The sequence below is a fragment of the Pseudoalteromonas sp. ESRF-bin5 genome (assembly GCF_002632075.1).
In the GTDB taxonomy this organism is placed as follows: Bacteria; Pseudomonadota; Gammaproteobacteria; order Enterobacterales; family Alteromonadaceae; genus Pseudoalteromonas; species Pseudoalteromonas marina.
Genome location: NZ_NTLW01000186.1, coordinates 14758 through 29871 on the forward strand (window position 1 = coordinate 14758; position 15114 = coordinate 29871).

15 protein-coding genes are annotated in these 15114 nt (G+C 39.3%); 4 read left to right on the plus strand and 11 right to left on the minus strand.

The window, feature by feature from the left end; genetic code table 11:
* Positions 1-1020 carry an XdhC family protein gene (locus tag BCG07_RS11305; RefSeq protein WP_286890204.1) on the minus strand — a complete coding sequence of 340 codons (1020 nt, stop codon included), beginning with the start codon at positions 1018-1020 and terminating at the stop codon, positions 1-3.
* Between the two features lie 167 nt (positions 1021-1187).
* Positions 1188-2048: a DUF6279 family lipoprotein gene (locus BCG07_RS11310; RefSeq protein WP_286890205.1), complete on the minus strand. Its 861-nt coding sequence runs from the start codon at positions 2046-2048 to the stop codon at positions 1188-1190.
* 399 nt (positions 2049-2447) lie between these two features.
* Here BCG07_RS11310 and BCG07_RS11315 point away from each other — a divergent pair, with 399 nt between their 5' ends.
* Positions 2448-3173: a tetratricopeptide repeat protein gene (locus tag BCG07_RS11315; RefSeq protein WP_286890206.1), complete on the plus strand. Its 726-nt coding sequence runs from the start codon at positions 2448-2450 to the stop codon at positions 3171-3173.
* A gap of 69 nt (positions 3174-3242) precedes the next feature.
* On the opposite strand, the gene BCG07_RS11320 is transcribed toward BCG07_RS11315, so the two are convergent.
* From BCG07_RS11320 to dnaK, 9 genes are all read right to left on the minus strand, one after another.
* The gene (locus BCG07_RS11320) at positions 3243-4661 is read right to left on the minus strand and encodes a coniferyl aldehyde dehydrogenase (protein WP_286890207.1); all 1419 of its coding nucleotides are present in this window, start codon (positions 4659-4661) and stop codon (positions 3243-3245) included.
* Between the two features lie 139 nt (positions 4662-4800).
* Positions 4801-6267: an SLC13 family permease gene (locus BCG07_RS11325; RefSeq protein WP_286890208.1), complete on the minus strand. Its 1467-nt coding sequence runs from the start codon at positions 6265-6267 to the stop codon at positions 4801-4803.
* A gap of 203 nt (positions 6268-6470) precedes the next feature.
* On the minus strand, positions 6471-6734 hold the full coding sequence (locus tag BCG07_RS11330) for a CBU_0592 family membrane protein (RefSeq protein ID WP_008127470.1): 264 nt from the start codon (positions 6732-6734) through the stop codon (positions 6471-6473).
* A gap of 149 nt (positions 6735-6883) precedes the next feature.
* Positions 6884-7135 carry a hypothetical protein gene (locus BCG07_RS11335; RefSeq protein WP_008127468.1) on the minus strand — a complete coding sequence of 84 codons (252 nt, stop codon included), beginning with the start codon at positions 7133-7135 and terminating at the stop codon, positions 6884-6886.
* A gap of 110 nt (positions 7136-7245) precedes the next feature.
* Positions 7246-7623: a response regulator gene (locus BCG07_RS11340; protein WP_286890209.1), complete on the minus strand. Its 378-nt coding sequence runs from the start codon at positions 7621-7623 to the stop codon at positions 7246-7248.
* 56 nt (positions 7624-7679) lie between these two features.
* Positions 7680-8084 (minus strand): DUF1761 domain-containing protein, encoded by a 405-nt coding sequence (locus tag BCG07_RS11345; protein ID WP_286890210.1) that lies wholly within the window; start codon positions 8082-8084, stop codon positions 7680-7682.
* A 104-nt stretch (positions 8085-8188) separates the two neighbouring features.
* Positions 8189-8650, minus strand: coding sequence for a Cys-tRNA(Pro) deacylase (gene ybaK, locus BCG07_RS11350; protein ID WP_286890212.1), 462 nt, complete (start codon positions 8648-8650; stop codon positions 8189-8191).
* 87 nt (positions 8651-8737) lie between these two features.
* Positions 8738-9877 carry a molecular chaperone DnaJ gene (gene dnaJ, locus BCG07_RS11355; protein ID WP_286890214.1) on the minus strand — a complete coding sequence of 380 codons (1140 nt, stop codon included), beginning with the start codon at positions 9875-9877 and terminating at the stop codon, positions 8738-8740.
* 201 nt (positions 9878-10078) lie between these two features.
* Entirely contained in the window at positions 10079-11995 is a 1917-nt protein-coding gene (dnaK, locus tag BCG07_RS11360; RefSeq protein WP_008126292.1) for a molecular chaperone DnaK, read from the minus strand.
* A 248-nt stretch (positions 11996-12243) separates the two neighbouring features.
* Between dnaK and BCG07_RS11365 the strand changes: the two genes are divergently transcribed.
* The 3 genes from BCG07_RS11365 to BCG07_RS11375 form a co-directional block, all read left to right on the plus strand.
* The gene (locus tag BCG07_RS11365) at positions 12244-13059 is read left to right on the plus strand and encodes a thioesterase family protein (protein ID WP_008126290.1); all 816 of its coding nucleotides are present in this window, start codon (positions 12244-12246) and stop codon (positions 13057-13059) included.
* A gap of 497 nt (positions 13060-13556) precedes the next feature.
* Complete coding sequence (locus BCG07_RS11370; RefSeq protein WP_286890219.1) at positions 13557-14723, plus strand: paraquat-inducible protein A; 1167 nt, start codon at positions 13557-13559, stop codon at positions 14721-14723.
* A partial coding sequence (locus BCG07_RS11375; RefSeq protein ID WP_286890217.1) for an MlaD family protein occupies positions 14720-15114 on the plus strand: 395 nt, incomplete at its 3' end. The genes BCG07_RS11370 and BCG07_RS11375, both read left to right, overlap by 4 nt.

A 15114-nucleotide genomic window follows, 5' to 3' on the forward strand; every position in this document is an offset into this window, starting at 1 on the left:
TCACTGACCCCAATTGCTTAGGGATGTAGCATCTTTATTAGAAAGCACGGCGTGTATTTCACTAATAAGTGACAATGCAATACTTTCTGGCGAGTCGCCACCTAAGTTAAGCCCTACAGGCCCAAAAACAGGCGCTTTAACCTCTTGTATAGCTATATTAGCTTGCTCAAAAACTTGTGCTCGTCGGTGCTTAGGACCCAGCAGCCCCATGTATTTTAAATTAGACTGGTTCAACGCATAAAGTGCATTTGCATCAAGCTCAACACTGTGGGCCATTAATATGCTCGCATCCACCTTTTGCTTTTCGCAATATTGGGATAGCTCTTGAGGCGGACAACGTAAAATTGCATCTGCCTGCTGAAAATATTGCCTTTTAGCATTAGCCGCGCGGGGATCCCACACAGTCACAACCCAACCCAGCTGCTTAGCCATAGAATAAACGGCAACAGCGTCGGCACCGCCACCCACAATTAAAATATGTGGGGCTGGGTATACGGCCACTTGTAGCCAATGCTGATTATTTTTTTCAATGATTTGTGCTTTACGATTAACAGAAAGACCGTCAGAAACATTACGTTTTGAAAAAACGCCCTGCCCCAACGCACAAAGAGGTTGCACTGGTTGTAAATAATAACCTGACACTTTTTCTTTAAGAGCATTAAAAACAAAATCGAGATTTAGGTATTCATTGGCGCTATTAACTGGCTGTAAAACAATATGGACAACACCACCACAGCCAATACCTAACTGAAAAGTTAAGTCATCTTCATCGGTGGCATCATAGGTAATCGTTTTTGACGTAAGGGAGGTCATTACTTGTTTGGCGTGGCGCTGAATATCTGCCTCTAAGCACCCACCGGAGAGCATACCCAATCGCTGCCCTAAGCTAGAAATAAGCATCATGGCGCCTAGCTTACGGTAGCTCGAGCCTTCAATTTTATACAATGTAGCCAAAACCCATTGCTGTTCGTCTCGTAAAGGGTGCCACGTTGCAAGCATGCTTTTTAAATCAGTTACCATATAAGTGCCGTTAGAATCCTTTATTTATGTATTTTCGTAGCTTATAAAATTTAGCTGCAAATAACTGACTAATTTTAAAAACGTTTAACCTACGTTGGCCCTACTCAGTAAGATCATATTTATATTATATAAATGAAATTTTCGTACTCAATGTAAAGGTTTAAATTTTACGGTTCCATTAAATCGTTAAGGGTTTCAATTAGGCTGTCAAATTCATCATTAACACTTTCGCGCTGTTTTTTATTCAATGTCGGGGCTAGTTCTATTAATAAATTAACATATAAATCAAGGTTGCTGGCATTTATGGCTAATTGCTTTTCGCTCATAAAGGCTTCACGCTCTTTTATTACATAGCTTAATTTAGTTACAAACTCATCTTCAGAGAGTGTTTCATCAACCATTATTGATTTTGCTGCATCTAATCGAGTTTGTTTGTAATCAAGCCACAGCCCACCTGACTCCGTATGCTTGTTATTTGCGTCTGTAATAAGTTGCTTTTGCTGGTCAGTGAGCTTACCCAGCCAATCTGAGTAGTAGTCTAACTGGTTTTCTAGGCGTTTAGTTTTGCGCTCTTTACTAGATTGTTCGTTATATTGCTCACGATCTTCGTTAATTTGATCTTGAATATTCTGTATAAATTCATCGCGCTGATCTGTAGAGAGCGTATACCCTAATTGCGCAAGCGAAAAATGCGCATGCTCAAGAAGGTTTTTCCAGTGCGCCCTAGCAAATACTACCTGCTCTTTTAATTGAGCATGATTTAGATTTTGATTAAACAGCGACTTTAAATTTTCAATATCTTGCTTGTATGCTGGCAACTGTGTATCGCGATGCCATTGCTGTGTGGTGTTAATAATCTCTTTTAATTGCTTGTTCTGTTGTTTGTTTAAATCAACGTAATCATCAACCCAAAATGACGATAACCAAGTTAAATTATTATATGTAAACGAGGCAGAACAACTTGTTAATAGCAGTACGCTTAACGCAATAGTTATATGTGACAACTTATTTTTTATTGTTTTTAACATTTTCACCTCTGCAAATATAAACGCTTCACTTAGCTAAGCACTTACGTAATGAACCTACGTAACGTGAACTCGCTACCTTAAATAGCATAACAGTCAAAAGTTTATAATTAGCAACTTTTCGCCATGCTTTGACATAGTTATTTCTTTTAAATTTTCTGTTATATCTGTATCTTACGCTTATAAAATCGAACGTGTTAGAAAAAACGCCCCCGATTTGAGCTATAATCACAAACAGAGTTTATCTAAACTTAAATGCACGCTAGTTTGTTTGTAGTAATAAAATAAACCTAAAATATAGCAACGTTATACGCCCTTAATTAGCTGCAAGTGCAATAGTGTTGCAAATAAAATGGTTTTATTTAACTCACAGTGAAACGATTACTTTTTGGAGACATCGCTATGCCACAGTTTAATTTAAAAACGTTATTACTTACGGGTGCTTTAATTGCGAGCCCTTTTGCGAATGCGACCCTTGAAGAAGGTATTATTGCGGCGAACGAAGGTCGCTTTGAATTCGCTTTAAAAGAATTTGAATACCTTGCCGACAAAGGGTTTGCACCTGGCATTTACGAGCTTGCTAAATTATACGAAGAAGGCCACGGCGTTACACGTGATTATTACAAAGCAGCCGATCTATACAAAAATGGCGTAAAAAAGAATCACGCAGATTCAATGTTTGCATTAGCGGTATTATACGACGAAGGCAAAGGCGTTAAGTTAGACAAGCAAATGGCTTTATCTTTATTCGAAAAAGCAGCCAAAAAAAACATGCCTGCCGCACAGTTTAACTTAGGCGTGATGTATTCAAATGGTGATGGTGTTAGTCACGACTACAAACTTGCTAAAACATGGTACGAAAAAGCCGCTGGGAATAACTATTCTTTAGCGCAATTTAATTTAGCGCTTATGTACTTTGAGGGGCTAGGAATGCCTAAAAACCTTGAGAAGTCATACATATGGAATACAATTGCCGAATACAATGGCAACATGCAAGCAAGCCATAGTCGAAAGTTAGATGAGCGTTCAATGCTACCTAAAGAAATTGAAGAAGCAAAAGAAAAAGCTGACGCAATTTACACTAAAATTCTTGCAGGTACCTACGCAGGTGAAGGACGTCTATTTTAGGTTAAGCAAAAAATAAAGCTGAACTTAGTGTCGTTGTGCATAGCTAGTTCAGCTTTATTTTGGTTTGTTTTACTTAATATATAACCACTTTAGTAGCTTGGTTAGTAGTTTACTTTGCTTAAGTAACAACCCTATACGCGGGTTAAAAGAACCAGAAACGAGTGTATTTTTAGCGTGACTAAACGTTAAAAACCCTTCCTTACCGTGATAGTGCCCCATACCTGAATGACCCACCCCACCAAATGGCGCGTCGTCAGCAGTTACTTGTACTAAAGTGTCGTTAACCGCAACGGTGCCACTAAGTGTTTGTTTAATAATGTACTCTTGTGCCTCTTTATCTTGGCCTAAAATATATAAAGCAAGCGGATTTGGATGCTGTTTAATATAATCGAGAACGTCATCTAACTTCCCATAACTCTTAATTGGCAATATAGGCCCAAATAGTTCATCTTGCATAAGTTGCATGTCGTCGGTCACGTTCGTTACTAAATGCAGGCCCATACGGTGCTTATCTGCATCTTGTTGATTTTGTTCAAGTGGCTTAATGACATTTGCCCCAAGCTCTTGTGCTTGTACTAAGTATTCGGCTAGACGCGCATAATGTGAGTCACTAATAATAGAGGTTAAGTTTTTACCTTCAACACCCTGCTTAAAATGCTTTTTATAAAGCTCACATAACTGTTTAATAAGCTGGCTTTCTAGGGTTTTAGGCACAAATACATAGTCTGGCGCGACACAAATTTGCCCGGCATTTGCCATTTTCCCGAATAACAGTGCGTGTGCTGCTTTTGTAACATCAGCTTGCTCGGTAATAATCACTGGTGACTTGCCACCAAGCTCTAAAGTAACGGGAGTTAAGTTTTTACTGGCTGCTTTCATTACTAATTTGCCAACCCCAGTAGAGCCGGTAAATAATAAGTGCGCAAAAGGAAGAGACGAAAATTCGCTGGCAACGTCGCTGCCGCCTTGGACCACACATACATGCTGACTCATTTTGTCATCAAAAAGCTTTTCTAATACGGCATTAGTATGTGGTGTAAATTCGCTGAGTTTTAACATTACTTTATTACCGGCTGCGATAGCGGTGATCACTGGCACAACCGCTAGCTGTATTGGGTAATTCCACGGTGCGATAACACCTACCACGCCTTTAGGCTGATAGGTAACACTCACTTTAGACGGCCATAAGCTAAGCCCCACAGAACGTTTACTAGGCTTTGACCATTTAGGTAATTTTTTAATAATGTGCGAAAGCCCTTGCACGGTAGGCAAAATATCACCAAGTAAGGTATCAAACGCAGTCCGGTAGCCAAAGTCTTTAGATACTGCACTGATAAGTTCTTCTTCTAGCTCTACAATGCGCGAACGTAATTTTTTTAAAATGGCAATTCGAGAATGAATAGAAGGATAAGGATTATCTAAAAACGCATTTTGTAAACTAGTAAACTGCGCTGATAAAGAGGCTATTTGTGCTGTATCTGTTGTCAAAATAGATTACTCGACTTTTAAAGTTATTGTCGACTATAACCCTGATCTGTTTTTCGAGCAATAACACTAATTTACCTATTACAACCACATACATAGTTATTAAGAGTCGCTTTGTTTAAGATACAAACCAACTCAATTTTTAAAAATTAAATACTGTTTTTGCGAGCGTTATTGTTACAAGTGTAATTAATAAGATAGCGACTAGGTTAAGTGCAAAACCTGCTCTGATCATATCGCGAATTTTAATTTTTCCCGAGCCAAATACAATGGCATTTGGTGGTGTAGCAACTGGCATCATAAACGCACAACTGCATGCTATAGCAGCAGGAATAACCCACACTAAAGGCGAGCCAAAAATACTTTCAGCAACTGGGCCTAATAACGGCAAAAAGCCCGCCGCAGTAGCTGTATTACTCGTGATTTCGGTTAAAAAGGTGATAAGCGCTACAACAACCACTATGCCCATAACTAACGGAATAGCACTCGCCCCTTCTATCATTTGTGCAATGTATTGCGCTAAACCAGAAGATTTAATCTGTGATGCTAACGATAAACCACCGCCAAATAATAACAATACGCCCCATGGCACTTTAGATGCACTTTGCCAATCTAAAATTCGCTCATCACTGCCCTTCTTAGCTGGCAAAACAAATAACAACAAGGCTGCTGTAATAGCAATAGCAGTGTCTGAAATGCTAAGACCCGATAAATCAGCTAATAACGGTCTAAAAACCCAACATAACGCGGCTAGTACAAATACTGAAAACACACCTTTTTCGGCCCGTTGCAACGCACCGAGTGAAACAAGTTCATTACCAAACATAGCTTTACTGTCTTTAATGTTTTCTGCATTTTTATCAACTTTATAGCTGAATTTAGTAAGCCATATCCAACACACCAGTAACATCACAATTGCTAAAGGCACACCTACCATCATCCATTGCCCAAAGCCTATTTCAATTTGGTAACTTTCAGATAAGTATGCTGCCATAAGCGCGTTAGGCGGTGTTCCTATTAACGTAGCAATACCACCAATGCTGGCACCATAGGCAATTGATAGAAGTAATGCTTTTGCAAATCCATCTTCACCAGAATCAGAGTGACTCACTAAATGAATAATTGATAACGCGATAGGTAACATCATCACCGTTGTAGCCGTGTTTGACATCCACATAGATAAAAATGCTGTGACTAACATCATAGCTAAAATTTGTAAGCTCGGTTTTTTACCCGCATATAACATAGTGGTTAACGCAATTCGTTTATGTAACCCCCAACGTTCCATAGCTATTGATATTAAAAAACCACCCAAAAATAAAAATATAAGTGGGTGTGCATAAGGCGCTGCCGTAATTTTGATAGGCGCAATGTTTACAAGTGGCGTTATGACGAGCGGTAACAGTGAAGTTGCAGGAATAGGAACAAACTCAGTCACCCACCAAGAGGCCATCCAAAATGTTAAACCTGCGGTTTTAAAGGCTGTATCAGATAGGCCATTTGGTGGATCTAATAAACAGGTTAACAGCATTACAATGGGCCCAAACCAAAGCCACACGCTTCGTATAATAGGATATGTTTGATTAATATTATTTAGGTTGCTTACCATCACCGCGCCAAAAGCTATTTAACAGTCGACACAGTAAAGAAGATAGTAAGGACTTGTCAAATGGATATCAGCCATAACTAAATTTGCATAGAGTTAAAGGCTTAGAGCTTTAGTAAGAGTGATAAGTGTAAGGCATCAAAAAATTTAGAAGGGCAATTTATAGAAACGCCGTAAACAAGAGGTCTACGGCGAACATATCAAAATTAACTAGTCGCTAATGCTGATCTATTTTTTATGTACTTATATAAACCAATTAATGAAGCAGCTATCCAAAATATTTCTATCACAAAGCTTGCTAAATTAAAGTTATAACAAAGGCTTATTAATAATAAAATCGCCCCTGTTAGGTTCATCATGTTGTACGTCAAGCTGGTTGGTGTTGTTTTACCTAATTGAAGTAGAAAAAACGAGCCAACAACTAAAAATGTGCCTGTCATACCGATGATGTCAAATAAGAGTGCTATCACGAAACTATCCTTTATCCATTTTCAAATAACCCAAAAAACTGGCCCATTCCATGGGGAGGGTATTTTTCATTCATTGAAACAGCAAAACCGGGCGATCATAGCAACAAAGCAGTTTCAAACAAGGCCATATGTCCGCATATGTTTTTAGTTTATTTAAATGTAACTTTTCCACCTATCATTTTGTAGGCAGGCGCGCCGCGGATTAAAGCAGGTCTTGCAAAAGCCCGCTCACAACTTGGGCAAATACACGGAATTTTTGTGAAGTCTTGAGATATACGCTCTTTAAAACACTTAACAAGCGCCCCCTTCCCCCCTTTGCGATATTTAAAAAGTTGCGTTTTGCATGACGAGCAAAAAATATCAACGGTTTTTATAGGGCCTTTTTTGTTTGGTTGTGCCAAAACACCTCCGTAATTAATAATTATATTTAAGGTTAAATAAGATAAGTTTAATGAGGTAGCCCGTAAATTAAAACAGCCGTAGTGACTAGAAAGTATTTTAACCGCCCAGTTCATGACTTATTGGCAGTAGCTAAAACATGATTTAAGTGATCAGCGAGGCATTTAAGGCTAAAGGGCTTAACAATAATGCCTGAAACTTTAGCTGCGATTACATTTTTTATAGCTTTAGAATTATCTTCGCATGTCACCATCAAGACAGGGGTTGAGGTAAGCTGTTCGTCATTTCTTATTCTATTTAGTAAATCTTTACCGTCCATTTTGGGCATATATAAATCAGTGATGACCAAATCAAAAGACTGCTTTTTTAACAGTGTGAACGCCTGAATACCATCGGTCGCTTCAACAATATCAAGATAGTTTAGATTTCTAAGCATGTTAATTAATACATGTCGCATCAGTGGTATGTCATCAACAACAAGTATTTTCATATTATTTAGTTACCTGAATAAATAAAAAGATAGACAATTTTGTGTTTATAAATCAATTATGGCCACCCGCCTAAAATTAATCCCATCAACGAAAATTGGCTTACATAGTAACCACTGTTTATCAAAAAAAGTTTTACTGGACGCTGCTCATAAAGATAACTTAAACCCAAAGAGCTACTCACCCAAAATAAACCAATAGCAAAACCAGTCCCTACACTCAAACCCAAGCTCGACTCGTTACCTAAAAATACCGACAGTACAAATGCAGCCAAAAATGAAAATAAAAATGTGCCAATACATACACGTTTTTTATTGGCACTTTGCAGGTCAAGCTCGGTCAAGCCGCAACTTTCAAGCCAAGCTTGTCTAAATAATAAGTTTGAATACCAAACACTACTTAACGTAAAAGACGAAAGCGCAGCAACCAGTACCGAAATAAAATTAATATCCGAAAAATTCATACAACACTGAAATTTCCTGAATCGTAACGTCTTTTTAATGTAGTTAATATTAACTAATGCAGCAAATACTAAAGTGTAATCGATACTTAAATACCAACAAACTATTAGAACACAGCAAACGTTGCTTTTGTTAACTCAGCTACATCGTCTATGGCTAACTTTAACTCCAACCCACGCTTACCGGCACTGACATATATAATTTCAAACTCACTAGCACTACTGTGAATATATGTTTTAAGACGTTTTTTTTGTCCTATTGGGCTCACTCCTCCAAGTATATAACCGGTGCTTGCATTTACTTTTTGAGGCGCGGCCAAGGCCATTTTTTTTGTTTTTGCCACTTTAGCAAGCTGTTTAAGATTAACTTGTTGAGATACGGGGGTGATGGCAACGATTAATTCACCTTCATGCGTTTCTAGTACAAGTGTTTTAAATACTTGATCACTATTTAAATTGAGTTTTTCAACTGCCTCTAAGCCATAGTGACCATAGTTTGCATCGTGCTCATAGCTTAGTATTTCGAACTTTATTTTTTGTTTTTCGAGCAGTGCGATAGCGGGTGTCATTGGGTTCTCACTTTTTTAGAGGTGTTAGCAAATTTAAAGCAAAAAAAACGGCGCTGTAAAGCACCGTTTTTTTAAACAACATAATTTTTACTTTGTTAAGTCATCAAAAAACTTTTTAACACCATCAAAAAAGCCTTGCTCTTTAGGACGGTTTTTTGAGCTATCTGTGCCCATGCTTTCTTCTAACTCTTTAAGTAGTTCACGTTGGCGCTCGTTAAGATTGACAGGTGTTTCAATAACTACCTTACAAATTAAATCACCTTGTGCGCCACTTCGTACAGACTTAACACCTTTGCCACGCATACGGAACATTTTGCCGGTTTGCGTTTCTGACGGTATTTTAAGTTTTGCACGACCATCAAGTGTAGGTACTTGAATTTCACCGCCTAAACCAGATGTAGTAAAGCTAATAGGTACTTCACAGTATAAATTGTTACCTTCACGCACAAATATATCGTGTTCTCTTACAGACACTTGTACGTATAAGTCACCCGCTGGTGCGCCATGTACTCCGGCTTCACCCTCACCCGATAAACGAATACGATCGCCTGTATCAACACCCGCTGGTATTTTCACCGACAACGTTTTAGTTTTTTCTACACGGCCTTGACCATGACAGCTTTTACAAGGGTCTGAAATAATTTGACCTTGCCCCTGACACGTAGGACATGTTTGCTGAACAGCAAAGAAACCTTGGCGCATTTGCACCTGGCCTGCACCATGACAGGTAGTACATGTTTTAGGTTTAGAACCCGCTTTTGCACCGCTTCCATCACAAGGGTCACAACTTACCCATGTTGGTACTTTAATTTCTACTTCTTTACCACGAACCGCTTCTTCAAGCGTTAAATCCATGTTGTAACGTAAATCAGAACCGCGTTGCTGGCGAGATTGACGTCGGCCACCGCCGCCACCAAAAATGTCTCCAAACACATCGCCAAATACGTCACCAAAATCGCCATGTCCGCCACCAAAGCCGCCATGACCACCGCCACCGCCTTGTTCAAAGGCCGCATGACCGTATTGGTCGTACATCTGGCGTTTTTGATCGTCAGTTAGAATTTCGTATGCTTCTTTTACTTCTTTGAACTTGGTCTCAAGCTCTTTATCGCCTGCGGTACGATCTGGATGATATTTCATCGCTAAGCGTTTATACGCTTTTTTTATGTCTCGCTCACTCGCATCTTTGCTTACGCCGAGGACTTCGTAATAATCGCGTTTTGACATATCTATCACACTACTCTTTCTATTTTGCAGCGTAAGCTGCGGGATAAACCGATAAATCTAATCGATTTATCATTGAATTATGAACCTTAAATACATGCAAAAGGCGCGACAAGCTATTGCTCGCGCGCCTCCTTTGTTCATCCTAACCTAAACACCTAACCGAGTTAAGTGTTTTTGGTCAGTTAGAAGCGTCGGCAACAATTACTTGTCGTCTTTTACTTCTTCAAACTCTGCATCAACAACGTCATCATCTTGCTTGGCTGATTGTTGTTGCTCACCTGCGTCTGCTTGACCTTGCTGTGCTTTAGCTTGAGCAATTTCCATTAACTTTTGAGACTTTTCAGCAAGTGCTTGCGTTTTAGCTTCAATTTCGTCTTTGTTGTCGCTCTTAATTGCAGCTTCTAAGTCTACAACTGCCGCTTCAATCGCTTCTTTATCTTCACTTGGTAAAGCATCGCCCGCTTCTTCAACTTGCTTACGTGTACCGTGAACCATTGCATCTGCTTGGTTACGAACAGCTACAAGCTCTTCAAACTTTTTGTCTTCTTCAGCGTGCGCTTCTGCATCACGTACCATTTTTTCAACTTCTTCATCGCTTAAACCTGAAGACGCTTGAATAGTAATTTTTTGCTCTTTACCTGTGTCTTTATCTTTAGCAGATACATGTAAGATACCGTCGGCATCAACATCGAATGTTACTTCGATTTGTGGTGTGCCACGTTGAGCAGGACGAATACCTTCAAGGTTAAATTGACCTAAAGATTTGTTGTCGCTTGAACGTTTACGCTCACCTTGTAACACATGAATTGTTACCGCAGACTGGTTATCTTCTGCTGTTGAGAACGTTTGTGATTTCTTAGTAGGAATCGTCGTGTTCTTCTCAATAAGCGCTGTCATTACAGAACCCATTGTTTCAATACCTAGAGACAACGGAGAAACGTCTAGTAATAGTACGTCTTTAACATCACCTGCTAGTACGCCACCTTGGATTGCCGCGCCTACAGCTACAGCTTCATCAGGGTTAACGTCTTTACGTGGCTCTTTACCGAAGAAATCAGCAACTGTTTTTTGTACTAAAGGCATACGTGTTTGACCACCAACAAGAATAATGTCGTTGATGTCGCCTACTGATAAATCAGAATCAGCAAGTGCACGTTTAAGCGGCTCTAGAGATTTAGTTACTAAATCTTCAACAAGTGACTCAAGCTTAGCGCGTGTTAGTTTCACGTTCATGTGCTTAGGACCTGTTGCATCAGCAGTTACGTACGGAAGGTTAACTTCTGTAGATTGTGCTGAAGAAAGTTCAATTTTTGCTTTTTCTGCTGCTTCTTTAACACGTTGCATTGCAAGTGGATCTGTTTTTAGATCTAAGCCTTGGTCTTTCTTAAACTCTGCTACTAAGTAGTTGATAACACGGTTATCGAAATCTTCACCACCTAAGTGAGTATCACCATTGGTAGCTAGTACTTCAAATGTGTGCTCGCCTTCAACTTCATCAATTTCAATGATTGATAAATCGAACGTACCACCACCTAAATCGTATACAGCAACAATGTTTTCGCCTTTGTTTTTGTCCATGCCGTAAGCAAGGGCAGCAGCAGTTGGCTCATTGATGATACGCTTAACTTCAAGACCAGCAATGCGACCAGCATCTTTAGTTGCTTGACGTTGTGAATCGTTAAAGTATGCAGGTACTGTAATTACCGCTTCAGTTACTTCTTCTCCTAAGAAGTCTTCTGCAGTTTTTTTCATTTTTTTCAGTACTTCAGCAGAAATTTGTGGTGCAGCGCGTTTTTCGCCGCCCGCTTCTACCCATGCATCGCCGTTATCAGCTTTGATGATTTTAAATGGCATAATGCCGATATCGCGTTGTACTTCTTCGTCTTCAAAACGACGACCAATTAAACGCTTAATTGCAAATAATGTGTTAGTAGGGTTAGTAACCGCTTGACGCTTAGCAGATTGACCTACTAATGTTTCACCGTCTTGCGTGTAAGCAATGATAGACGGGGTTGTGCGATCGCCTTCCGCGTTTTCTATAACACGTGCTTTGTCACCATCAAGTACTGCAACACAAGAGTTTGTAGTACCTAAATCGATTCCGATAATTTTACCCATGAAACTTCTCCAACTTCAAAATTCGTTATACGTTAATTCGTTCGATGACTAGTAAATAGGGATGCCCTAAAACTAATTCAACTGTAAAAATGAAAAAAAATTCATTTTTTATGATTTATTTACAAAATAACCCCAATAATTGTAAGGAATGATGATTTTTAGAGCGTTTGACACACCTTTAAATACTGGCCTGACCAGTTTGGTTGTGTTATAAATTTATTAAATTGCACTTTTAAAGGATATTTCCCATGCATTTTGACCAACTACTTGAGCAAGCCGCTAAAATAGGTCAATCAGATAAAATCGAACAATCCACACTTACCATGCAGTTTCCTGAAAATTGGTGCCAAGGAAGAACCGCTTTTGGTGGTTTATCAGCTGCATTGTTATATCAGGCTATTAGAGGCAAAGTGAATAATGACCGCCGACTTCTTTCATTAAGTACTAATTTTGTTGGGCCTTTACTCGCCGACACCCCTTTTTCACTTTATGTTGAAGTATTACGTGAGGGTAAAAACAGTACACAAGTACTCGCTAAAGCAATTCAAAATGAGCAAGTAGCCGTAATCGTACAGGCTTGTTTTGCTAAAAATAGAGAGTCAGCTATTAATGTTCCTGTTTCAAAGTCGTTAGGTTTAAGCCCTGTTAACGAGCGTTATACGTTACCCTTTATAAAGGGCCAAATGCCTGAATTTTTTCAGCATGTGGATTTGTGCCCACAGCAAGGCGCAATGCCTTTTACAGGGGCAGACACATCTCATTTAGGTGGGTGGATGCGACTTAAACATACACCTGAAACCATTACAGAAGCGCATGTAATTGCACTAACCGATGCATGGCCGCCAACATTATTACAAATGTTTAAACAACCCGGACCAGCAAGTAGTATGTCGTGGTATTTAGAGTTTGTTCAGTCTCCCAATTTAACGCCTGGCGAGTGGCTTGGCTTTGAAGCAATTACGCATCACTCTAAAGATGGATATGGTTTAGAGGACGGGTGTATTTGGTCACAGTCAGGTGAGCTTATTGCTCTTACCCGCCAAACTGTTGCTGTGTTTGATTAGGGTCGGTTGAACTTTGCGGATTAAAATTTGTTCAAACTAGGGGCTATATAATAGCGGCGCGAGATTTTTAACCTAGTGGGCTCGATAACTGCTCCTGCATTACTCTACTGGCTTACATCCATGTAAGAATAAGTAAAAACTGAGTAACAAAGAGTAAATAGCCCCTAGGAAGCCCCCCCTTGGGAAGCGCCTGTTTGGCATTAATGCTACGTTCTCGACAATTTATGGGAATAACCATACTAAATAGGCTCTTCCTTAATACTAATACAGACTCCTGCAAATTTAACCTTGAAAGGTCAACAGACCTTAATATATAAAATGCTGGCCAATCAGATAGTTTCTGGCTTGGCCTGTATTCAAAATTAACAGTTCGCGTTGTATTACAGCTTCAAATATTGCAAAATCAAATAAATGCATTATTGTTTGGTACTAAATTGCAAACTGTTTGCCCCTGCTGTGACCTGATCATAGATATACCAAGAATTATCGCTAAGCAAATGGCGATTTGCCCGCATTGCCATCATAAATTATGCGAAGCCAACGTAAACCACGATAATCGCATAGTGGCGTTAAGCTTTAGTGCTTTGCTAATGCTATTAAGTAGTATGTTTTATCCTTTTTTATCCTTTAGTAGTAATGGTATAACCCAAACTATCACCCTCCCCGACGCAGCCCGAATATTATTCAATTACGATAGTGAATTGTTAGGCCTTTTTATTGATTTAAGCATTATTGCCTTACCAATGAGTTTATTAATTATTTTAATACCCCTTCATTTAGGTGTTTTAAAAACATTGCCACAAGGCATTGCGCGTAGGTTGCTTAAGTTTACTTTGGCACTTGAGCCATGGATTATGTCTGAGATATTTTTAATTGGTGTTTTAGTCAGCATGGTTAAAATTATGTCTTTGGCTGATATAAGCTTTGGGGCAAGTTTTTGGGCTTATGCTGGCTTTGTTATTTTATACATTGCCGCTTTAGTACACTTAAATCGTCCAAGGTTATGGGCTCAAATAAAACCAATAAAAGTGTTAGAAGGTGCCGAGCACGCTAAACGTGCTATTGATGAAAATATTAAAGCCTGTCATGTGTGTCATCAGCTTTGTACAGGTAAGGTCTGCCAGCGATGCCACACCAAAACACATGTACGTAATCCTCATAGCGTTCAAAAAGCAACTGCTTGGCTCATCACATCTATTGTTTGCTATATACCAGCCAACGTATTGCCTATCATGAATACAACAAGCTTGGGTGATGAAACCCCGTCCACACTTATTGGTGGGGTTATTTTACTTTGGAAAAGTGGTTCTTACCCCATTGCAGGTATCATTTTTTTTGCGAGTGTTGTTGTTCCTTTAGCTAAAGCATTTGTACTAAGCTTTTTGTGTATTATGGTAACAAAACCTGCAAACAGGCATACAAAAAGTTACACTAGAATTTACCAACTCACTGAGTTTATTGGTAAATGGTCAATGATTGACGTTTTTGTTGTCGCCATTTTAGTGGCTTTAGTACAGCTAGGTAATTTAATGTCAGTTACACCAGGCTTAGGCATTGCATTTTTTACCGTTATGGTAATATGCCAAATGATGGCTGCTCATTCATTTGATCCACGCCTTTTATGGGATTCACCTAAAAATAAATCATCAGAGACTAAAACATGACCGAAACTGCCCAAGTAACAGATGAACCAAGAATCTCTGCTATCTGGATTATTCCAGCCATAGCGCTTTTTGTCGGCGTGTGGATGCTTTATCAATATCAAGCAAATAAAGGCCCAACTATATATATTGAGATGCCGCAAGCCGAGGGCATTATTGCGGGTAAAACAGAAATAAAAGTGCGCAGTGTAAAAATAGGGCAAATAGACAGCGTTCGTTTATCCGACTCCCAAGACAGTGTGATTGCACGGGCTCAAATAGATAAAAGCTATGAAGACTTACTTACCGACGACGCAAAAATATGGGTGGTAAAACCACGTATAGATGAAACCGGCATAAGTGGAATGAGTACTTTACTCTCTGGGGTATATTTAGAATTTGCACCGGGCGAAAG